This is a genomic window from Streptomyces sp. NPDC052114, from assembly GCF_040680155.1.
In the GTDB taxonomy this organism is placed as follows: Bacteria; Actinomycetota; Actinomycetes; order Streptomycetales; family Streptomycetaceae; genus Streptomyces.
The window spans coordinates 204,168-225,032 of the sequence record NZ_JBFAWC010000012.1 but is presented as its reverse complement, the minus strand read 5'-3'; the positions used below and the strand labels follow the sequence as shown (position 1 = coordinate 225,032).

Sequence of the window (20,865 nt, the reverse complement as noted above, 5' to 3'; positions counted from 1 at the left end):
GTCGAGTGGATGCATGGAAGCCCCCCTGAGCAGCACGAGATGATGACCGTGTCACGGTCCACGGATTCAAGTTGACAGCCGCCACCGAGAGACGTAGGACTAGCCGAGGACCAGAAACCCCCGGACTATCCGCATCCCCACCGGGGAATAGGGGTACTGACGGCCTCTCAACTGCGTATCCACGCCGGTCGACCCCATTGCGACGCCTCCCCCACCACTCGCCACGCGAACCCGCGCCAGGGAACAAGGAGCGACTGATGACGCACGCCCCACCGGGCAGCGCCAACGTCTTAACCAGGCCGGGAATCCGCTCGGCTACCGGAATCGCCCGTTCCATGCGTGATGTGGACCACGCCGTCACAAGCCTGCGGGATTTCCACACATCGTTCGCCGCATACCGCGACACAGAGCGGTCGAGGATTCGTCACATCCCGTTTACAGAACTGCAGGGTTGGCGATTCGCGGAGTCAAGCGGAAACCTGGTCCACGACAGTGGCCGATTCTTTTCGGTACAGGGCCTGCGCGTGCACGACGCCCCAGGCGGGGTGCCCTCGTGGGAACAACCGGTCATCCATCAGCCTGAAGTCGGCGTACTGGGCATTCTGGTCAAGGAATTCGACGGTATACCGCACTGCCTGATGCAGGCGAAGATGGAGCCCGGAAACCACAACGGCGTCCAGCTCTCACCCACCGTTCAGGCGACCCGGAGCAACTACACCCGGGTGCACGGCGGCCGTGCGGTGCCCTATCTCGACTACTTCCGGAATGCCGCGCGGCACCACGTGCTCGCCGATGTGCTCCAGTCGGAACAGGGCTCTTGGTTCTACCGGAAACGCAATCGGAACATCGTCGTCGAGACCACGGAGGACGTGGAGCTCCTCGACGGCTTCTACTGGCTGTCCGTCGGACAGCTGCACGCGCTGCTCGCGGTCGACGACCTCGTGAACATGGACGCGCGCACAGTCATGTCCTGCCTCCCGTTGACGGACCCCGCGTCACCCGGCTTCGGGTCCCCTGGCGGTGATCCACGATCACCCTATCCGGTCGAGGACGACACCGTCCGCTCTTCTCTGGCACGGTCGTTGGATCCTGGCCACGGCGCGCTGCACCCCCTCGGCGCCGTGCGCAACTGGATCAGCGGCGTACGGGCCGAGTTCGACGGCCGCGCGGAGCTGGTGGACCTCGGCGCCATCGGCGGCTGGCACCGCTCGGCGGAGCGGCTCTCCCATGAATCCGGCCTGTTCTTCGACGTGATGGCCGTGGACGTACGCACCGGCAGCCGCGAGATCGGCGGCTGGACCCAGCCGATGATCGAGGCGCGCGGCCGGGGCGTCGTGGCCTTCCTGGTGCAGCGGATCGACGGGGTGCTGCACGCCCTGACCCGGGTCAAGCACGAGGCCGGCTTCATGGACGCGGTCGAGCTCGCGCCCACCGTGCAGTGCACCCCCGAGAACTACACCGTGCTGCCGCCCGAGGCCGCACCCCCCTTCCTCGACGAGGTGCTGCACGCCCCCGCCGACGCCATCCGCTTCGACAGCGTGCTCTCCGAGGAGGGCGGCCGGTTCTTCCACACCCGTAGCCGCTATCTGATCGTCGAGGTCCCCGCCGGGCGCGAGCTGCGGGCACCCGAGGACTTCCGCTGGCTGACGGCCCATCAACTGTCCGGGCTCGTACAGCACAGCAACTACCTGAACATCCAGGCCAGGAGCCTGCTCGCCTGCCTGCACAGCCTGTTGCGCCAGACCAGAGGGGAATGAACGTGAGTACCTCCACGACGCCGGAGCCGCTGCGGGTCGGTGTGCTCGGCGCGTCCTCGATCGCCGCGCGGCGCACCCTGCCCGCGCTGCGCGAGGTGCCGGACACCGTCGTCGCCGCGATCGCCAGCCGGGACCGGGAGAAGGCGGAGCGGTTCGCCGCCGACTTCGACTGCTTAGCCGTGCACGGCTACGACAGACTCCTGGAGCGCGACGACATCGACGCGGTCTATGTGTCGGTCCCCAACGCGCTGCACGCCACCTGGGTGCGCGCCGCGCTCGACGCGGGCAAGCACGTCCTGTCCGAGAAGCCGCTGACCACGGCCGCTTCGGACACCGCTGCCCTGGCCTCCCGGGCACATGAGCGTGGCCTGGTGCTCCGCGAGAACGTCGCGTTCGTCCACCACGGCATGCACCGGCGGGTGGCCGAGCTGGTGGCCGAGGGCCGCCTCGGCCGGCTGCGCCACATCGACGCGGCGTTCTGCTTCCCGCCGCTGCCCCCGCAGGACGTGCGCTACGTCCCCGAACTCGGCGGCGGTGTCCTCCTGGACGCGGGCATCTACCCGGTGCGTCTCGCGCAGTACTACCTCGGCGACGACCTCACCGTCGTCGGCGCCGTGCTCCACGACGACCCGGCGTCCGGCGTCGACGTGGCCGGCAGCGCCGTGCTCGCGGCGGCCGGTGGCGAGATCGCCACCCTCAGCTTCGGCTTCGTGCACACCTACGGCTCGCGCTACACCCTGTGGGGCAGCGAGGCCCGGCTGTCCGTGGACCGCGCCTTCACCCCGGCGGCGACCGCGGCGCCCGTGCTGCGCATCGAGGAGCAGAACCACACCGAGGAGATCACGCTGCCCGCCGAGCACCAGTTCGCCGGCTCGGTCGCCGCGTTCGCCGCCGCGGTGCGCAAGAGCGCCGCGACGGGCGCCGACCCGGACCACGAGGGCTGGGCCGCCACCACCGTGCGCACCGCCGAACTCCTCGACACCATCCAGAAGTCGGCGGTCCGCGTCACCGCCCCCGAGGCCCCCTGATGGAGATCGTCGGCAGGGGCTTCATCGCCCGGAACCTCGCCGCCGTCGGCGACCGCCACCCGCACGCCACCGTCATCGCCGCCGGGGTCTCCAGCACCAGCACCAGCACGCTCGACGAGGAGTTCGACCGCGAGGCGGCCCTGGTCGACGAGATCACCCGGCGGTGCCGTGCCGAGGGCCGCCTCGTGGTGTTCCTGTCCACCTCGTCCCACGCGCTCTACGGCACCGGGGACACCCCCATGGCCGAGGACGCCGCGCTGTCCCCGGTCTCGGCGTACGGCCGCCAGAAGCTGCGCCTGGAGGGCATCGTCGCCGAGTGCGGCGCGCCCTGGCTCACGCTGCGGGTGAGCCACGCGATGGGCCGCTGGCAGCGCGCGCACCAGCTGCTGCCCGCGTTCGTCCAGCAGGTGCGCGACGGCACCGTGCGGCTGTACCAGGGCGCCCACCGCGACATGGTGGACGTCGCCGATCTGGTCCGGGCCATCGACGGTCTGCTCGACGAGGGCGTCGAGAAGGAGATCGTGAACGTCGCCTCGGGCACGCCCCGGCCCGTCGAGGCGGTCGTCGACGGCATCGAGAAGCGCCTGGGCCTGTTCGCGCGCCGCGAGATCGTCGACGTACCCGTCGCGATGACCCCGGTGTCGATCGAGAAGCTGTGCGGACTGCTGCCCGGCATGCGGTCGGTGACCGAGGCCGACTATCTCGACCGGCTGCTCGACCGCTACGTCCCCTACTACTGAAGTCACCCGCTCCCGACGCCCGTTCACGTCCCGCACCACGGGAGCACGGCTGCCACCGAGGCACGGCGCACGGGCGGCTTCCCTCTCCACCGCCCCTTTCGTACGGAGGATGCATGAAGGTCTCGCTCGTTGTCACAGGTTCACGGGGGGACGTCCAGCCGTTCATCGCGCTGGGCAGGACCCTGACGGCCCGCGGACATTCCGTGATCCTCGCCACCCATGCGGACTTCGAGAAGCTGGTCCGCGAGGCCGGTCTCGACTTCGGCGAACTCCCGGGCAGCCCGCGGGACTTCCTCGCGCACCCGGCCCTCGCCGAGGCACTCCAGCAGGGCGCCTCGCTGTTCCGCGCGGCCCGCAAGGTGCCGCGCCAGACGCCCGAGCACATCCGCCTCCTGGCCTCCCGCATCGCGGAGGTGTGCGAGGGGGCCGACCTGGTGGTCAACAGCGTGCTGAGCCGGATCCTGTTCGAGGACGACGGCAAGGCGCCCTGGGCGTCGCTGACCTGGTGGCCGCTGCCGCCCACCAAGGAGTGGCCGGCCATGATGGCGCCGCAGAGCAGGTCGGGCCCGCTCTACAACCGTGTGACGCACAAGATGGCGGGCCTGCTCGACTGGGTCTCCATCCGCGGCTACCGCAAGGACGCGGGCATGCCTGCGCTGCCGTTCGGCGCGCCCTACGGCGAGCTGGGCCGCGACGTCCCGCTGCTGTGCCCGGTGACCCGGGAGATGTTCACGGAGCCCGACGACTGGCCCGCGCTGTCGAAGTTCACCGGCTACTGGTTCTGGGACCGCGAGTGGAGCCCCTCCGACGCGCTCGTCGACTTCATGGAGGCAGGGGAGCCCCCGGTGACGCTGTCGTTCGGCAGCATCTGGCCGGTGCACCAGCCGGACAAGACGCTGCGCAAGGTGCTCGGCGTGGTCCGCTCGTACGGAAAGCGTCTGGTGCTTGTGGGCGGCGGTCCCGACGAGGTGCCGGACGACGTGTTCCGCGTCGAGGACGTGCACTACCCCTGGCTGTTCCCCCGCTCGTCGGTCGTCATCCACCACGGCGGCTGCAACACCACGGGCGAGGCGCTGCGTTCGGGCACGCCGCAGGTCGTCGTGCCGACCTTCGCGGACAGCCCGTTCTGGGCCGCGCAGGTGCACCGGCTCGGCGTCTCCCCCAAGCCCATCCCGTTCTCGAAGTTCACCGCCGAGCTGCTCGACGAGGCCCTCGGCAAGGCCCTCGGCGACGAGGCCATGGCGAAGCGCGCGGCTACCATCGGTGAGGCCGTGCGCGCCGAGCAGGGCACGGAGACCGCCGTCGACATCCTGGAGGACTGGGTGAAGCGGTGGCGCGGACCGGGCGGGGCGAACGCCGGTGCCTGACAGCGCGCCCGAAGCCGTGCATGAACCCGTGCGTGACGAGGGAGTCGGCACACACCCCAGATCCGGGACCGAGGAGCAGCCACAGCCATGACACAGACGACGGAACCCAGCACCCCTTCCATACGCCGCTTCCACCCCTCCGACGCGGGCGTACGCCTGGTCTGCTTCCCGCACGCGGGCGGCGCCGCCAGCTACTTCTTCCCGGTCTCCCGGCAGTTGTCGGGGGTGGCCGACGTGCTGGCCGTGCAGTACCCGGGGCGTCAGGAGCGGCGCAAGGAGCCGCTCCTTGCGAGCGTGGAGGAACTGGCCGACGCGCTGGCGGAGGAGCTCCTGCAGTGGGCCGACCGGCCGCTGGCGTTCTTCGGCCACAGCATGGGGTCGCTGGTCGGCTTCGAGGTGGCGCGCCGCCTGGAGCAGAAGGACATCCGCCTGGTGTCGTTCTTCGCCTCGGGCCGCGCGGCGCCCTCCCTCGCACGCGACGAGGGCGTGCACCGGCGCGACGACGCGGGCCTGATCGCCAAGGTCAAGGAGCTGGGCGGCACGTCGGGGAGCCTGCTGGACGACCCGGACGTGGTGGAGATGCTGCTGCCGGCGATCCGCAACGACTACCGGGCCGTGGAGACGTACGAGCTCACTCCCGGTGAGCCGCTGAACTGCCCGCTGGTGGTGCTCACCGGCGACGCCGACCCGATGGTCACCGTCGAGGAGGCGAAGGGCTGGCGCGACTTCTCCACCGGCGACTTCGAGCTCCACTCGTACCCCGGCGGGCACTTCTACCTCGACGTGCACGCCGCCGATGTGCTCGGGAAGATCAGCGCGCGGCTGAGCGCCTGAGCGGCCCCGCCCGGCACCACCGCGTCCCCCTTCAGCCCCCGTCGTGTTCCACGGCGGGGGCTGAACCGATCGCGAGGACGACCGCGAGCGTCGTCCCCGCGTCCTGCCAGTGGTCCACCGCCGCGGAGAACACCTCCTGCGCGGTCTCCCACTCCTGCGGCGCCGTGCGCGCGTACTCCTGCCAGCCGGAGGCGACGAGCAGCCGGCCGGGCGCGGGCGGCGCCCACGACAGATCGGTGAGGCAGTCAGCGAGGGCGTCCCAGTTGCGCCCGAACCAGTCGGGCAGCTCCAGGCCGCGGGCGCAGCGCTCCATCAGTCCGGCCTTGTCGCGCACCCCGGCCAGCGGGAGCGTCCAGATGGTCCACCCCGCGCCGCGCGCCGCGTCGAGCACGGGCCTGAGCGCATCGAGGGTCGTGTCAGTACCGCCGGCCATTACCTGAGCACCGCCTTGAAGGACGCGTAGTGGTCATCGGTGTAGTAGAACTCGCCGCCGTTCCCGGTGACGATCCGCCGGGCCCCGCGGTCGCGCTCGCCCGGCGTGCGGACGGTGTACTCGTGGTAGTAGCCGCGTTTGCGCTGCGGCAGCTCCCGCTCGAAGTTGCTGAAGACGCTGCCGTCCTTCCCGTACGGGAAGGGGCCGCCCTCGTCGATGCGGCGCAGCGTCGTGCGGGCCTCGGCAGGGAGCCGGTCGGCCCGCACGGTCGCCATGCCGTGGGCCCAGGCGGGCACGGAGGCCGCGGACGAGGCCCTCCCGCTGCCGGTATCGCCGCCCCCGGAGGAACAGCCCGAGACCAGGAACGCGACACAGACCAGCAGCACCCCGAGGGCACGGGGAATGAAACGGGACAACATGCGACAGATGCTGCCACAGCGGGCCCCGCACGGCAGGGCCCGTGGGGGCGCGGGGCACCGCACTCCGGGCCGCTCGGGGCCCGTGGGCGGAGTCCGCACCCCTCGCGGTGCCTAGCTGCCGTCCGGGTCCGTGCGGTTCAGCGCGGGCCGCGGGGGCGGCCCCGCCACCAGGAGCTGGTCCGCGGCGGCGGTGTCCGTCACCAGGCTGGTGACCAGACCGGACCGCAGCACCGCGTCGATCGCGGCGGCCTTGCGCTGCCCGCCCGCGATGGCGACCACCTCGGGGATCCGCCGCAGCCGGTCCGCCTCGACGGTGATGCACCGCTCCCCCAGATCCCGCCCGACCCGGCGCCCCTCGGCGTCGAAGAGGTGCGCGGACATCTCGGCGGCCACGCCGAGGGAGGCGTAGTGCGCCCGCTCCTCGTCGCTGAGCATGTCGTGGACCGTGGAGATGCCCGGCTCCCAGGAGCCGATGGAGACGCAGGCGACCGTGACCTTGTCGAAGTACTCGAAGGCGCGGGCGATGCCGGTCTGGTGGCGCAGCGCCGCCGCCGTGGCAGGGTCGGGCAGCAGCATCGGCGCGTAGATGGGGTGGGCCTCGCCGCCGGAGACCTGGGCGGCGCGGCGGACGGCCTCGACGGAGCCGCGCTCGGCGGTCCCGGCGTCGTACACGCCCGTCAGCTGCACGACCGTGCACGGCGGCAGCTGTTCCAGCGCGGCCGCCATGTGGATGGTCGAACGGCCCCAGGCGAGACCGAGCACATCGCCCTCGGTGACGAGCTCGCCGAGCAGGCCGGCCGCGACCTCGCCCAAATTCTCGGGGTCGGGCGACTCGTCGATCTCGTCGCTGGGCGCCGGTGACTCCACCACGACCGCGTGCCGCAGGCCGTAGCGGGCCCGCAGCGCGTCCGAGCGCTCGGCGTCCAGCTCTGCCGGGACCCTGATCTCGATGCGCACGAGATCTCGCTCGAGGGCGGTCTCCAGGACCCGGGCCACCTTGAAGCGGCTGACGCCGAACTCCTCGGCGATCTGGATCTTGGACTTTCCCTCGAGGTAGAAGCGGCGGGCCATGGCCGCCGCCTGCACCAGCTCCGCGGGTCCCATCCGCATGGCTGACCGACCCGCCGACATGGCCGACACGGCGCTCTCCTCACTGCTGTTCACAAACTGGGTACGCCGTTCATCCTCGCAGATCCGGCCTAGTTGATCAGCCCTGAGGGACTGCGTTCACGTTCCTGTGGCTCAGTGGTCGCATGCCCATGCGCTTGACGACGTCTTTGCCTCGGCTTGGGCGCGCAATGAACGTACCGCCTGGGCGGGGTCCTCGGCGCCGTAGACCGCCGAGCCCGCGACGAAGACATCGGCGCCCGCCTCGGCACAGCGCTCGATCGTGGCGGCCGAGACACCGCCGTCGACCTGCAGCCACATCTCCAGGCCGTGCTTGCCGATCAGCTCACGCGTGCGGCGGATCTTGGGCAGCATGATGTCCAGGAACGCCTGCCCGCCGAAGCCCGGCTCGACCGTCATGATCAGCAGCATGTCGAGCTCGGGGAGCAGGTCCTCGTACGGCTCGATGGGCGTCGCGGGCTTCAGCGCCATGGAGGCGCGGGCCCCCTTCGCGCGGATCTCGCGCGCGAGCCGGACGGGCGCGGCGGCGGCCTCCGCGTGGAAGGTGACGGATCCGGCGCCCGCTTCGACGTACTGCGGGGCCCAGCGATCGGGGTCCTCGATCATCAGGTGGCAGTCGAGAGGCGTGTCCGTCGCGCGGGCCAGCGACTCTACGATCGGCACGCCGAGCGTGAGGTTCGGGACGAAGTGGTTGTCCATCACATCGACATGGAGCCAGTCGGCGCCTTCGACGGCCTTTGCCTCCTCGGCAAGGCGGGCGAAGTCCGCGGACAGGATGCTGGGGTTGATCTGCACGGCCATGCCCCAAGCCTGCCATGCCCGGCGCGCGTTGCTGACCCCAGTCCACGGCATGGGCACAGCGGGTCCCGCGCCCGCACGCCCCGTGCCATGCTGGACGGTCCACCGGCACCGCGCGCGGCAGGCGGGGGGACGCCATGGCGGACACACGACGGCAGGAGCGGCACGGGGTCGCGTGGCTGGTGTGCGGACGGCGCACCAAGTGGCTGGTGGTGCTGTTCTGGCTCGCGGTGCTCGTCGTCGCGGCGCCCCTGGCCCAGAAGCTCACCGACGCCCAGGAGAACGACGCCGAGTCCTGGCTGCCCGGCTCCGCCGAGTCCACCCAAGTCCTCGACATCTCGGCCGAGTTCAGGCCCGAGGCGATCCCCGCGGTGATCGTGTACGCCCGCGAAGGCGGCCTCACCGCGGCGGACCGCGCCCAGATCGCCGGGGACGTCCGCCAGGCCAGGGAGCTGCGCGCGCACGGCATCCGCGGCACGGAGACCCGCGGCCCGGTGTTCGACAGGAAGGTGCGGCCCGAGGCGGCCCAGGTCTTCGTCCCGATCACCATGGACGCGGAAGGGTGGGAGCGCATCGCGCCCGCCGTCGACACCATCCGGGAGCGGGTGGGCCACGGCGGCGACGGCCTGAGCGTGCACATCACCGGGCCCGGCGGCACGGCCGCGGACTCCGCCGAGGCGTTCGAGGGCATCGACTCGACGCTGCTGTTCGCCGCGGCGGGCATCGTGGTCGTGATCCTGCTGTTCACCTACCGCAGCCCCACCCTGCTGCTCGCCCCGCTGATCGCGGTGATCACCGCGCTGTTCACGGCGCAGGCCCTCATCTATCTGCTCGCCACGCACGCGGACCTCACGGTCAACGGCCAGAGCGCGGGCATCCTCACGGTGCTCGTCTTCGGCGCGGGGACCGACTACGCGCTGCTCCTGGTCGCTCGCTATCGCGAAGAACTGCGCCGTCACGAGGACCGCCACGAGGCGATGGCGCTCGCCCTGCACCGGGCGGGCCCCGCGGTCCTCGCCTCCGGCGCGACGGTCATCCTGAGCATGCTGGTGCTGCTGGTCGCCGAGATGAACTCCACCAGCGGACTCGGCCCGGTCGCCGCGATCGGGGTGGCGGTCGGGCTCCTCGCGATGCTGTCGCTCTTCCCCGCCCTCCTGGTGATCTTCGGCCGGTGGTTCTTCTGGCCGCTGATCCCGCACGTGGGCTCCCCCGAACCGACCGAGCGCGGCCTGTGGGCCCGCACGGGCCGGCGCATGGCCCGCCGTCCGCGGCTGATCTGGGGCGTCACGGCGGCGACGCTCGCCCTGTTCTCGCTCGGCCTGTTCCAGCTGCGGGCGGCGGGGCTCAGCAACGCCGACGCGTTCATCGACGAGCCGGACTCGATCACCGGTCAGGAGGTGCTCGCCGAGCACTTCCCGGCGGGCTCGGGCGACCCGCTGGTGATCGTGACGAACACGGCGCGGGAGGACCGGGTCGCCCGGGTCGTGCGCTCCACCTCCGGCGTGGTGCCCACCAGCGTGGGCCGTCCGCCGGGCACCGCGGCGGAGTACGAGGGCACGTCGCTCCTGGAGGCGACGCCCGGCGACCCGTCCGACAGCGAGGCCGCCAAGCGGACCGTGGACCGGGTGCGCGACGCCGTGCACGCCGTCCCCGGCGCGGACGCGAAGGTCGGCGGCGGCACGGCGGCCCTGCTCGACATGGACCGCGCCACGGCCCACGACAACAAGCTGGTCATCCCGCTGGTCCTGGCGGTGGTCCTGCTGATCCTGGGCGTCCTGCTGCGCGCGGTGGTCGCCCCGCTGCTGCTGATCGCGACGGTGGTCCTGTCCTTCGCGGCGGCCCTCGGCGTGAGCGCCCTCGCCTTCCGGCACCTCTTCGACTACGCGGGCGAGACGACCGACTTCCCGCTCTTCGTCTTCGTGTTCCTCGTGGCGCTCGGCATCGACTACAACATCTTCCTGTCGACCCGCGTCCGCGAGGAGGCGATCCGCCAGGGCACCCGGGCGGGCGTCCTGACGGGCCTCGCCGCGACCGGCGCGGTGATCACCTCGGCGGGCCTGGTCCTCGCGGGCACGTTCGCCGCGCTCGGCACGCTCCCGCTGGTGGCGTTCTCCGAGATCGGCTTCGCGGTGGCCCTCGGCGTCCTGCTCGACACCTTCGTCGTACGGTCCGTCCTGGTCACGTCGCTGTTCCTGGACGTGGGGCCGAAGGTGTGGTGGCCCCATCCGCTGGCGCGCCGCCCGGAACCGCCGAGGACCCCGGAGCGGACCGCCGCCACCGAGGCCCCCAAGGCCCGACTTCCGGACCCCTAGGCCCACTTCACACCGGGCAGGACGGTCAGGCCGTCCGCCGGATCAGCGCCAGATACATCGCGTCCGTACCGTGCAGATGCGGCCACAGCTGTACGTCGGGCCCGTCCCCCAGTCCCGGTACCCCCTCCAACAGCGGCCGCGCGTCGATGAGTTCGGCGCCGCCGGTCTGCTTGAGCACGTCGTCCACGACGGCCCGCGTCTCGGCCAGGTGCGGCGAGCAGGTGGCGTATCCGACGACGCCGCCGACCCGCACCGACTCCAGCGCCGTCCGCAGCAGCGCGCGCTGGAGCGGGGCGAAGCCGTCCAGGTCCTGCGGGCGGCGGCGCCAGCGGGCCTCGGGACGGCGGCGCAGCGCGCCGAGCCCGGTGCAGGGGACGTCCATCAGGACCCGGTCGAAGGTGCCGGGCCGCCACGGCGGCCGGGTGCCGTCGGCCGCGATGACCTGGTAGGGGCCGGGGTTCCCGGCGAGCGCCTGCCCGACGAGTCCGGCGCGGTGCGGCTGCTTCTCCGAGGCGAGCAGGACGGCACCGCGCTGGGCGGCGAGCCCGGCGAGCATGGCCGCCTTGCCGCCCGGACCGGCGCAGCCGTCGAGCCACTTCTCGTCGGGGCCGTCGAGCGGCGCGTTCGCCAGCGCGAGCGCGACCAGCTGGCTGCCCTCGTCCTGGACGCCCGCGCGCCCCTCGCGCACGGCCTCGATGGAGCCGGGCTCGCCGCCCTCGCTGAGCCGCACGGCATACGGCGACCAGCGGCCCGGCAGCGCGGACTCCTCGCCGACGGAGTCGAGGAGTTCATCGGCGGTGGAGCGGCCGGGCCGCGCCACGAGCGTCACCTCGGGCCGTTCGTTGTCGGCCTCCAGGAGGTCCTCGATCCCGGCCCGGCCGCCGCCGAGCGAGTCCCACAGCGCCGAGACGACCCAGCGGGGGTGGGAGTGGACGACCGCGAGGTGGTCCTCGGGGTCCTCGTCGTAGGGCGGGGCGACGCGCTCCACCCAGCCGTCGAGGTCGTCCTGGGAGACCTTGCGCAGCACGGCGTTGACGAACTTGGCCCGGCCGTCGCCGAGCACCACGCGGGCCAGCTCCACCGAGGCGGAGACCGCGGCGTGCGTCGGGATGCGCGTGCCGAGCAGCTGGTGCACGCCCATGTTGAGGACGTCGAGGACCGGCGGGTCGACCTCGCGCAGCGGCCGGTCGATGCAGGCGGCCACGATCGCGTCGTACGTGCCCTGGCGGCGCAGCGTGCCGTAGACCAGCTCGGTGGCGAGCGCCGCGTCCCGCGCGTCGAAGTCGCCCTTCTCACGGGCCTTGCGCAGCAGCGGGGGCAGGACGAGGTTCGCGTACGCGTCGCGCTCGTCCACCGCCCGCAGCGCCTCGAAGGCGAGGAACCGGACGGGGTCCTTCTGGGGACGGCGGTAGGGCTTGCCGGACTTCCCCGGCCTGCCGGGCTTGCCGGAGGAGGTGCGGGGACGCCGGTTCGGCTGGTCGTTCAAAGGTGCTCCGCTGCTGAAATGGGCCGAAAACTGAATCGAGGGGGACGAACGGACCCGCTTCTCAGCGTACGTCGCCGCCGCCCACGCGCTCGCCGGGGGCGATCCGCACCCCGCGCGCCCAGTCCGCGCCGCGCATCGGCTTCTTGCCCTGCGGCTGGACCCAGAGCAGCTCGACGGCGTGCGATCCGGAGCCGACGTACACGTTGTTCTTGGCGGCGGACAGCTCGCCGGGGGCGAGGTCGGTGCGGTCCTGCACGAGCGCGGCCTGGATGATCTTCAGACGTTCGCCGCGGAAGAGGGTCCAGGCGCCGGGGGCCGGGGTGCAGCCGCGTACGACGCGGTCCACGCGGAGCGCGGGCGCCGCCCAGTCCACCTCGGCGTCCTCGACGGTGATCTTCGGGGCGAGGGTGATGCCGTCGTTCGGCTGCGGCACCGCCGTCAGGCTGCCGTCCTCGATGCCGTCCATGGTCGCCACGAGCAGCCCCGCGCCCGCGAAGGCGAGCCGGGTGAGCAGGTCGCCGCTGGTGTCGGTGGCCCGCACGGCCTCCGTCACCGTGCCGTACACCGGACCGGAGTCGAGGCCCTGCTCGATCAGGAAGGTCGAGGCGCCGGTGATCTCGTCGCCCGCCATCACCGCGTGCTGCACCGGCGCCGCGCCGCGCCAGGCGGGCAGCAGCGAGAAGTGCAGGTTGACCCAGCCGCGGGCCGGCACGTCGAGGGCGATCTTGGGCAGCAGCGCACCGTAGGCGACGACGGGGCAGCAGTCGGGGCCGATCTCCCGGAGCCGGGCCAGGAAGTCCTCGTCGCGGGGCTTCGCCGGCTTGAGCACCTCGATGCCCGCCTCCTCCGCGCGCTCCGCGACCGGGCTCGCGACGAGCCTGCGGCCCCGGCCCGCGGGCGCGTCCGGCCGGGTCACGACGGCGGCCACCTCGTGGCGGTCGGAGGCGATCAGGGCGTCCAGGGCGGGGACGGCGACCTCGGGAGTGCCTGCGAAGACGAGCTTCACTGGTGGGTACCTCGGATCTCTGGTCTGGGGTGGAGCGACGGCAGCGCACCAGTCTATGGGCCGCCCGAAGAGCCCGCCCGGGACGGTCCCGCCGGGGCCCGGGGTTGACGCTCCCGGGGGCGTACGAAGCGCCGTGCGCCCTGTGCATATGCACATACGCCCCTGCACCGTGACCCCACACGAACTAGCGCGTTGGTCAAGAAAGAGTTGACCACAACGGGCCGCGGATGCGGCCCGATCCTTTTCAACGCCGGTTCGAGAGGCTTGTTCATGGCCGACCACGCAACCCACGACGCCCAGGCACGGGCCAGCCTGCACCTCCTGGTTCGGGACATCGAGCGGGTCCGCCGGCAGGTGGACGCGCTGCGCACCCTCACCGCGCAGCTCGGCAACGTCTACCGCCCGCGCCGCTCCAGCCCGTCCGCGGGCTTCGTCGTGTACGGGCGGGCCCCCGCCCCGACCGTACGCCTCGCGCAGGAACTGCGGGACAGCGTCGAGACACTGGTCACCGCCGCGGTGGACTTCGACCGTTCGCTCGGGTTCTCGTGGGACGCGGTGGGCTCGGCCCTCGGCGTCACCAAGCAGGCGGTCCACCGCCGTTACGGCGCTCGGCGGGCCACCACACAGGCGGCGGCCGAGGCGGAGCGCGCCACGGAGACGCCGACGCAGACGGTGACCTCCACGGCCACCCGCCCGGTGCCGGTCGGCGCTCCCCTGCCGTCCGTCCCCGCCGCCCGCACGATGCCGACCCAGCCCACGGCAGGCAGCCCCACCCTCCGCGAGGACCCCCGCCCCAACGCCTTCCCGGGCCCCCGCAACGGCTGACGCTCCCTTACGGAAACGGCCCCCTCACCGATCGGTGAGGGGGCCGTTTCCCATGTGACCGTCACCCGATGTCCAACGGGTCGACCCGAATCCGCACGGCGTCACCGGCACCGTCCCGGGCCGCCCCGCGGGCCCCCCGGGCCATCCGCGCGGCCTGCGCGGTCTTCAGGGCGGACGCCAACGCCGCCCCGCTCCCGGGCGGCACCCGGATCAGCACCCGCTCCACGCCCTCCGCGGCCCCGGGCCCGACCTCCCGCACGGGAACCGGCCCCAGCACCACCGCGTCCCGGGGCAACTCGGCCCCGGCGAGGAACCCGGAAAGCGCCTCCGGCGTGCCGGACACCGCCGCCATCCGGGACACCGGCGGAAACCCCAGCTCGGCCCGCTCCGCGAGCTCCCGCACCGCGTGCCCCACGGGATCCCACCGCACCAGCGCCTGCACGGGCCGCAGCGTCGGCTCGGCGACGACCACGACCCGCCCCCCGGCCCCCTGCGGCCGCACCAGGGCCGAGGCGCTGACCCACCGCCGCAGCGCGTCCTCCCCGGCCCGCAGATCGGGCCGCCCGAGCATGGCCCACCCGTCGAGCAGCAGCGCCGCCGCGTAACCGCCCTCGGCGACGGGCTCGGCCCCGGGCGTACTCACCACGAGGGCCGGCGCCCCCGGCACCGTGTCGAGCACCTGCTCACGCCCCGACGTCCGCACCGGCACCGCGGGAAACGCCCGCCCCAGCTCCTCGGCGGTCCGCCGCGCCCCCACGATCTGGGCCCGCAGCCGGAATCCGCCGCAGGAGGAGCAGTGCCACTGGTCCTCCGCGCGCCCGCACCACCCGCACGCGAGCGCCCCGGTGCCCTCCCGCGCCTCAAGCGGCCCGGCGCACTGCCGGCACCGCGCGGGCTCGCGGCAGCGCTGACAGGCGAGGCGCGGGACGTATCCGCGCCGCGGCACCTGCACGAGGACCGGGCCGTCGCGGAGCGCGGTGCGCGCCACGTCCCAGGCGAGGCTCGGCAGCCGCGCGGCGCGCGCGGCCTCGTCCCTGGCCAGGTCGAGGTCGCCGACGGTCCGTACGAGGGGAGCGGCCCTGCGCACCTCCTCGCGGGGCGCGGCCAGCGCGGCGGCCCACCCGCTGCGCACGAGCTGGGCGGCCTCGACGGTGCAGCTCCAACTCCCGGCCAGGAAACCGCACTTGTCACGGGAGGCCCGCAACTCCAGCACTTCCCTGACGTGCGGGAAGGGCGCGTGGTCGTCACTGTGGTGGGCGTCGCCGTCGTCCCAGACGACGACGAGACCGAGGTCGCGCACGGGGGCGAACATCGCGGCGCGCGTGCCCACCACCGCCCGCACGGCCCCGCGCCGCACCGCGAGCCACTCCTGATAGCGGCGCTGCTGCCCAGCGTCGGAGGTCAGCAGGGCGTGCTGCCCGGGGCCCAGCAGATCGCGCAGCGCCTGGTCGACCCGCGCCGCGAGCCGCACCGTCGGCACGACGACCAGCGCCCCCCGCCCGGACGCCAGCGTCGCCCGCACGGCCCGGCCGATCTCGTCGGCCCACTCCGGCCCCGGCAACGCCGTCCACACGGCACGCGGCGCACCGCCCGAGGCCAGCGAGGCGAGGAACTCGGGCCCGCGCTCGTACCGCCCCCAGGACGCGGGGTCGGGCGGCGCGGGCGGCTCGGGCGGCGGTGGGAACTCCCGGGCCTCGGCCTTCGCGTGCCGGGGCGGAATCGCCAGTTGCAGCACATCGGCGAGGCTTCCCGCGTACCGGTCGGCGACGGCCCGGGTCAGCCCCAGCAGCTCGGGGGTGAGCACCGGCTCGGGCGACAGCACCTGGGCGAGCGCGGCGAGGGGCCCCTGGTAATCGGCCTCGGCGACCCGCTCGACGATGAACCCGTCCCGCAGCCCGCCGCCCTCGCGTCGCCCCTCGCGCACGTTGTGGGCCCCGGCCCCGAACCGCACCCGCACCCGCACCCCGGGCTGCGCGACCTCGTCCAGCTCCTCCGGCACGGCGTACTCGAAGTACCGGTCGAGATGCAGCACCCCTTTGTCCACCAGCACCCGGGCCACAGGCAACTCCTTGGCCAACGCGGCCCCCCGCCACGTCCGCGGCTTGGCCCGCGGCACTTTGGCCTTGCGCACCGATTCCCGGATCAGCGCAAGCTGCTCCGGCTCCTCGGCCCCCTCCGCCTCGAACCCTTCGTTCTCCCTGCTCACAGCAGCATTCCTACCAGACGGGTCGGACACCGCCCCGGGCACGGAGACGACGAGACCCGGCACCCCACCAGGGGGTACCGGGCCTCGTCGGAGCCTGAACGGCCGCGGTTACAGACCGGCGGCCTTCCGCAGCGCCTCCACGCGGTCCGTCTTCTCCCACGTGAAGTCGGCAAGCGCCCGGCCGAAGTGGCCGTACGCGGCGGTCTGCGAGTAGATCGGGCGGAGCAGGTCGAGGTCGCGGATGATCGCGGCCGGGCGGAGGTCGAAGACCTCGCTGATGGCCGTCTCGATCTTGTCCGTGTCGATCGTGGCCGTGCCGAAGGTCTCGACGAAGAGGCCGACCGGCTCGGCCTTGCCGATCGCGTACGCGACCTGGACCTCGCAGCGGGCGGCGAGGCCGGCCGCGACGACGTTCTTGGCGACCCAGCGCATCGCGTACGCCGCGGAGCGGTCCACCTTCGACGGGTCCTTGCCCGAGAAGGCGCCACCGCCGTGGCGGGCCATGCCGCCGTACGTGTCGATGATGATCTTGCGGCCGGTGAGGCCGGCGTCACCCATCGGGCCGCCGATCTCGAAGCGGCCGGTGGGGTTGACCAGCAGGCGGTACCCCTCGGTCTCCAGCTTGATGCCGTCCTCGAGGAGGGCCTTCAGCTCGGGCTCGACCACGAACTCGCGGATGTCGGGCGCGAGGAGCGAGTCCAGGTCGATGTCGCTCGCGTGCTGCGAGGAGACGACGACCGTGTCGAGGCGGACGGCCTTGTCGCCGTCGTACTCGATGGTGACCTGGGTCTTGCCGTCGGGGCGCAGGTAGGGGATGGTCCCGTTCTTGCGGACCTCGGACAGGCGGCGCGACAGACGGTGCGCGAGGTGGATCGGGAGCGGCATCAGCTCCGGGGTCTCGTCGCAGGCGTAGCCGAACATCAGGCCCTGGTCGCCCGCGCCCTGCTTGTCGAGCTCGTCCTCGTCGCCCTCGACGCGCTTCTCGTACGCCGTGTCGACGCCCTGCGCGATGTCGGGGGACTGCGAGCCGATGGACACCGAGACGCCACAGGAGGCGCCATCGAAGCCCTTCTTCGAGGAGTCGTAACCGATCTCGAGGATCTTCTCGCGCACGAGCTGCGCGATCGGCGCGTACGCCTTCGTCGTGACCTCACCGGCGACGTGGACGAGGCCGGTGGTGATCAGCGTCTCCACGGCGACCCGGGACGTCGGGTCCTCACGCAGAAGCGCATCGAGAATGGTGTCGCTGATCTGGTCAGCGATCTTGTCGGGGTGACCCTCGGTCACAGACTCCGAGGTAAAGAGGCGCCGGGACACATCGCTCCCTGTGGTTGCAGCGGCTGCTGGCTGATCATTGGTGGACTGCCGGGGGCTGCGCCCGGCGTCGTCCGAGACCAGTTTATCGGTCACTCTTGCCCGCCGGACCACATGTCTCGCCACTTGGGAGCCCTGTGACCTGCGGCACTGCATTGTGCGGTACGACGATCAGTCTCCACCAGAGGGCCTCATGTCCGTTTTCCCCGGATTTGAGACACCCGCTGGGGCGAAAATGACATTGAGCCCCGGCCATCGAGACCCCGTCAAGGGATGCGTAGAAAAGCAGCCAATTTCGGCCAAGAGCCGAAACGGGCAGTCCGCGGACGGCCGGGGCGCACATCCGTCGCGCCACTTGTCCGGATGGTGAGACAGGGCGCGCGATGGTAAGGGCCGGAGCGCGGCCCCAGAAGGCCGCGCTCGGGACAGGCGCTCAGGACAGGCGCTCGGCGACCAGGTCCCAGACCGTGTCCGCGAGGGCCTCCTTGGGCCCGTACGGCACCGGCGTCTCGCTGCCGTCGGCACCCAGCACGACCGCCTCGTTCTCCTCGGAGCCGAAGGTCTTGCGCTCCCCGACCTCGTTGACGACCAGCAGGTCGCAGCCCTTGCGCGCGAGCTTGGCGCGGCCGTTGGCGAGGACGTCGTCCGTCTCGGCGGCGAAGCCGACGACCACCTGGCCGGGGCGCGCCCGCTCCCCCGCGACCTCGGCGAGGATGTCGGGGTTGCGGACCAGGGCGATCGGCGCCGGCTCCTCGCCGTCCTTCTTCTTGATCTTCCCGGCCGCGTACGCCGCGGGGCGGAAGTCCGCCACGGCGGCCGCCATCACGACGGCGTCGGCGTCGGCCGCGGCCTTCAGGACGGCCTCACGCAGCTGCACGGCGGTGCCGACCGGCACGACGTCCACGCCCGCGGGGTCCGGCAGCGCCGCGTTCGCCGCCACGAGCGTGACGCGGGCGCCGCGCGCGGCCGCGCTGCGGGCCAGCGCGTAGCCCTGCTTGCCCGAGGAGCGGTTGCCCAGGAAACGGACGGGGTCGAGGGGCTCGCGGGTGCCGCCGGCGCTCACGACGACATGGCGCCCCGCGAGGTCCCGCGCCAGGTCGCCGCGGGCCAGCACGCGCCGCGCGACCTCGAAGAGTTCGACGGGGTCGGGGAAGCGGCCCTTGCCGGTGTCGACGCCGGTGAGGCGGCCGACGGCGGGTTCGACGACCAGGGCGCCGCGGCGGCGCAGCGTGGCGACGTTCTCCTGGGTGGCCGGGTGCTCCCACATCTCCGTGTGCATGGCCGGGGCGAACATCACCGGACAGCGGGCCGTCAGGAGCGTGTTGGTGAGCAGGTCGTCGGCCAGGCCGTGGGCCGCCTTGGCGAGCATGTCGGCGGTGGCGGGGGCGACGATCACGAGGTCGGCGTGCTGCCCGATCCGGACGTGCGGCACCTCGTGGACGTCGGACCAGACCTCGGTGGAGACGGGGTTGCCGGAGAGCGCGGACCAGGTCGCGGCGCCGACGAAGTGCAGCGCCGACTCGGTGGGCACGACGCGTACGTCATGGCCCGACTCGGTCAGCCTCCGCAGCAGCTCGCACGCCTTGTAGGCGGCGATGCCCCCGCTGACCCCCAGGACTACCTTCGGCTTCTCGGCCACTGCCTCTGTCTCCCCGCACTCGGATACGTACTGCTGACGTACTACTCCATGACACACCACAGGCCCGGCAGCCGTGCTGCCGGGCCTGTGGTGAAAGGCGCGAAGCGCTTACTGGGCGGGGCCCTCGATGGCCTCGGACGTCAGCAGACCCGCGTTGATCTCGCGGAGCGCGATCGACAGCGGCTTCTCGTGGACGTGCGTGTCCACCAGGGGGCCGACGTACTCCAGCAGGCCCTCACCGAGCTGCGAGTAGTACGCGTTGATCTGACGGGCGCGCTTGGCGGCGTAGATCACCAGGCTGTACTTCGAGTCGGTTGCTTCGAGCAGCTCATCAATCGGCGGGTTGATGATGCCCTCGGGCGCGGTGATGGAAGAGGACACTCTCTGCCTTCCGATGGGGTCAAGACCAGAGGGTCGAGACAGGGGTAAAGATCAAAGAACCTTCATCAAGGCTAGCAGCTCACGCGCCACGTCCTCGACGGAGGTATTGACCAGGGTCGTGTCGAACTCGGCCTCCGCGGCGAGCTCCACCTTGGCGGCGGCGAGCCTGCGCTCGATCACCTCGGGCGCCTCGGTGCCCCGGCCGGTGAGCCGGCGGACCAGCTCCTCCCAGCTCGGCGGAGCCAGGAAGACCAGCTGCGCCTCGGGCATCGACTCGCGCACCAGGCGCGCGCCCTGCAGATCGATCTCCAGGAGGACCGGCTCACCGGCCTCCAGGCGCTCCAGCACCGCGCGGCGGGGTGTGCCGTAGCGGTTGCCCGCGAACTCGGCCCACTCCAGGAGCTCGCCGTTGGCGATCAGCTTGTCCATCTCCTCGTCGGAGACGAAGAAGTACTGGACACCGTGCTTCTCACCGGGGCGCGGCTTGCGTGTGGTGGCCGAGACCGAGAGCCAGACCTCGGGGTGTTCCTTGCGCATATGGGCGACGACCGTGCTCTTGCCGACCCCGGAGGGGCCGGAGAGCACGGTCAGCCGCGGACGTTCACTCATGCAGCGATTATCCAGGTTCTCAGGAGTGCCTGAGAACATCAGCCGGCGGCACTGCCACCGAACTCGCGCTCAAGCGACGCGATCTGATTGGAGCCGAGACCGCGCACCCGGCGGCTCTCGGAGATACCGAGACGCTCCATGATCTGCTTGGCGCGGACCTTGCCCACGCCCGGCAGGGACTCGAGGAGGGCGGAGACCTTCATCTTGCCGATGACGTCGTTCTCCTGGCCCTGCTTGATGACCTCGTGAAGGGAGGCGCCGGAGTGCTTGAGTCGATTCTTCACCTCGGCCCGCTCCCGGCGAGCCGCGGCGGCCTTTTCGAGCGCGGCTGCGCGCTGTTCAGGGGTAAGGGGCGGAAGAGCCACGCCTACGTCACCTCGGATGTCGAACTGTCGGATACGGACCGGTGAGGAACCTAGTCGCCCCACACCTGGTGAGCAACGTGCAACGCGCTTGCCCGTTGGCTCTCGTCGGAGACTAGCGGCCATGGCCGCTGGAGTCAGCGAGAACAGACGAAAAGTCCTGGTCAGCCTCTGTCGAGACGTACATATCGGGCATTTCGCACCGGATTTGGCGTGGTGAC

19 protein-coding genes are annotated in these 20,865 nt (G+C 72.2%); 7 read left to right on the top strand and 12 right to left on the bottom strand.

Annotation, left to right across the window (positions count from 1 at the left end; translation table 11 throughout):
- Nucleotides 1-257: 257 nt before the first annotated feature.
- The 5 genes from AB0L89_RS26795 (at nucleotide 258) to AB0L89_RS26775 (ending at nucleotide 5,726) form a co-directional block, all read left to right on the top strand.
- A complete protein-coding gene (locus AB0L89_RS26795) occupies nucleotides 258-1,757 on the top strand; it encodes an NDP-hexose 2,3-dehydratase family protein (protein WP_365145785.1) in 1,500 nt (499 codons plus the stop codon).
- Nucleotides 1,758-1,759: 2 nt separating this feature from the next.
- The gene (locus AB0L89_RS26790; RefSeq protein WP_365145782.1) at nucleotides 1,760-2,785 is read left to right on the top strand and encodes a Gfo/Idh/MocA family oxidoreductase; all 1,026 of its coding nucleotides are present in this window, start codon (nucleotides 1,760-1,762) and stop codon (nucleotides 2,783-2,785) included.
- Nucleotides 2,785-3,525 carry an NAD-dependent epimerase/dehydratase family protein gene (locus AB0L89_RS26785; RefSeq protein ID WP_365145779.1) on the top strand — a complete coding sequence of 247 codons (741 nt, stop codon included), beginning with the start codon at nucleotides 2,785-2,787 and terminating at the stop codon, nucleotides 3,523-3,525. Before AB0L89_RS26790 ends, AB0L89_RS26785 begins: the two co-directional genes overlap by 1 nt.
- 113 nt (nucleotides 3,526-3,638) lie before the next feature.
- Complete coding sequence (locus tag AB0L89_RS26780; protein ID WP_365145776.1) at nucleotides 3,639-4,892, top strand: glycosyltransferase; 1,254 nt, start codon at nucleotides 3,639-3,641, stop codon at nucleotides 4,890-4,892.
- Nucleotides 4,893-4,979: 87 nt separating this feature from the next.
- A complete protein-coding gene (locus tag AB0L89_RS26775) occupies nucleotides 4,980-5,726 on the top strand; it encodes an alpha/beta fold hydrolase (protein WP_365145773.1) in 747 nt (248 codons plus the stop codon).
- A gap of 31 nt (nucleotides 5,727-5,757) precedes the next feature.
- On the opposite strand, the gene AB0L89_RS26770 is transcribed toward AB0L89_RS26775, so the two are convergent.
- The 4 genes from AB0L89_RS26770 to rpe all read right to left on the bottom strand — a co-directional run bounded on the left by AB0L89_RS26770 (nucleotide 5,758) and on the right by rpe (nucleotide 8,507).
- Entirely contained in the window at nucleotides 5,758-6,159 is a 402-nt protein-coding gene (locus AB0L89_RS26770; RefSeq protein WP_365145770.1) for a barstar family protein, read from the bottom strand.
- Entirely contained in the window at nucleotides 6,159-6,578 is a 420-nt protein-coding gene (locus AB0L89_RS26765; RefSeq protein ID WP_365145767.1) for a ribonuclease domain-containing protein, read from the bottom strand. The genes AB0L89_RS26770 and AB0L89_RS26765 overlap by 1 nt, the downstream gene beginning before the upstream one ends.
- A gap of 111 nt (nucleotides 6,579-6,689) precedes the next feature.
- The gene (locus tag AB0L89_RS26760; protein ID WP_365145764.1) at nucleotides 6,690-7,742 is read right to left on the bottom strand and encodes a sugar-binding domain-containing protein; all 1,053 of its coding nucleotides are present in this window, start codon (nucleotides 7,740-7,742) and stop codon (nucleotides 6,690-6,692) included.
- Between the two features lie 78 nt (nucleotides 7,743-7,820).
- Nucleotides 7,821-8,507, bottom strand: coding sequence for a ribulose-phosphate 3-epimerase (gene rpe, locus AB0L89_RS26755; protein ID WP_365145761.1), 687 nt, complete (start codon nucleotides 8,505-8,507; stop codon nucleotides 7,821-7,823).
- Between the two features lie 134 nt (nucleotides 8,508-8,641).
- Here rpe and AB0L89_RS26750 point away from each other — a divergent pair, with 134 nt between their 5' ends.
- Nucleotides 8,642-10,816, top strand: a complete 2,175-nt coding sequence (locus AB0L89_RS26750) for an MMPL family transporter (protein WP_365145758.1) — start codon at nucleotides 8,642-8,644, stop codon at nucleotides 10,814-10,816.
- Between the two features lie 25 nt (nucleotides 10,817-10,841).
- Here the strand turns inward: AB0L89_RS26750 and AB0L89_RS26745 are convergent, their stop codons facing one another.
- Together AB0L89_RS26745 and fmt are read right to left on the bottom strand one after the other, a co-directional pair.
- A complete protein-coding gene (locus AB0L89_RS26745; RefSeq protein WP_365145755.1) occupies nucleotides 10,842-12,302 on the bottom strand; it encodes a transcription antitermination factor NusB in 1,461 nt (486 codons plus the stop codon).
- A 61-nt stretch (nucleotides 12,303-12,363) separates the two neighbouring features.
- Entirely contained in the window at nucleotides 12,364-13,308 is a 945-nt protein-coding gene (fmt, locus tag AB0L89_RS26740) for a methionyl-tRNA formyltransferase (protein ID WP_365145752.1), read from the bottom strand.
- A 270-nt stretch (nucleotides 13,309-13,578) separates the two neighbouring features.
- Between fmt and AB0L89_RS26735 the strand changes: the two genes are divergently transcribed.
- Nucleotides 13,579-14,133 (top strand): hypothetical protein, encoded by a 555-nt coding sequence (locus AB0L89_RS26735; RefSeq protein WP_365145749.1) that lies wholly within the window; start codon nucleotides 13,579-13,581, stop codon nucleotides 14,131-14,133.
- Nucleotides 14,134-14,194: 61 nt separating this feature from the next.
- Here AB0L89_RS26735 and AB0L89_RS26730 read toward each other — a convergent pair whose 3' ends face one another.
- The 6 genes from AB0L89_RS26730 to AB0L89_RS26705 form a co-directional block, all read right to left on the bottom strand.
- The gene (locus AB0L89_RS26730) at nucleotides 14,195-16,339 is read right to left on the bottom strand and encodes a primosomal protein N' (RefSeq protein ID WP_365145746.1); all 2,145 of its coding nucleotides are present in this window, start codon (nucleotides 16,337-16,339) and stop codon (nucleotides 14,195-14,197) included.
- 108 nt (nucleotides 16,340-16,447) lie between these two features.
- A complete protein-coding gene (gene metK, locus AB0L89_RS26725; protein ID WP_365145743.1) occupies nucleotides 16,448-17,656 on the bottom strand; it encodes a methionine adenosyltransferase in 1,209 nt (402 codons plus the stop codon).
- Between the two features lie 430 nt (nucleotides 17,657-18,086).
- A complete protein-coding gene (coaBC, locus tag AB0L89_RS26720) occupies nucleotides 18,087-19,292 on the bottom strand; it encodes a bifunctional phosphopantothenoylcysteine decarboxylase/phosphopantothenate--cysteine ligase CoaBC (protein ID WP_365145740.1) in 1,206 nt (401 codons plus the stop codon).
- Between the two features lie 108 nt (nucleotides 19,293-19,400).
- On the bottom strand, nucleotides 19,401-19,673 hold the full coding sequence (rpoZ, locus tag AB0L89_RS26715) for a DNA-directed RNA polymerase subunit omega (RefSeq protein ID WP_005319902.1): 273 nt from the start codon (nucleotides 19,671-19,673) through the stop codon (nucleotides 19,401-19,403).
- A 51-nt stretch (nucleotides 19,674-19,724) separates the two neighbouring features.
- The gene (gene gmk / locus AB0L89_RS26710) at nucleotides 19,725-20,282 is read right to left on the bottom strand and encodes a guanylate kinase (RefSeq protein WP_362327990.1); all 558 of its coding nucleotides are present in this window, start codon (nucleotides 20,280-20,282) and stop codon (nucleotides 19,725-19,727) included.
- 38 nt (nucleotides 20,283-20,320) lie between these two features.
- Nucleotides 20,321-20,647 carry an integration host factor gene (locus AB0L89_RS26705; protein WP_055698939.1) on the bottom strand — a complete coding sequence of 109 codons (327 nt, stop codon included), beginning with the start codon at nucleotides 20,645-20,647 and terminating at the stop codon, nucleotides 20,321-20,323.
- Nucleotides 20,648-20,865: the final 218 nt, after the last annotated feature.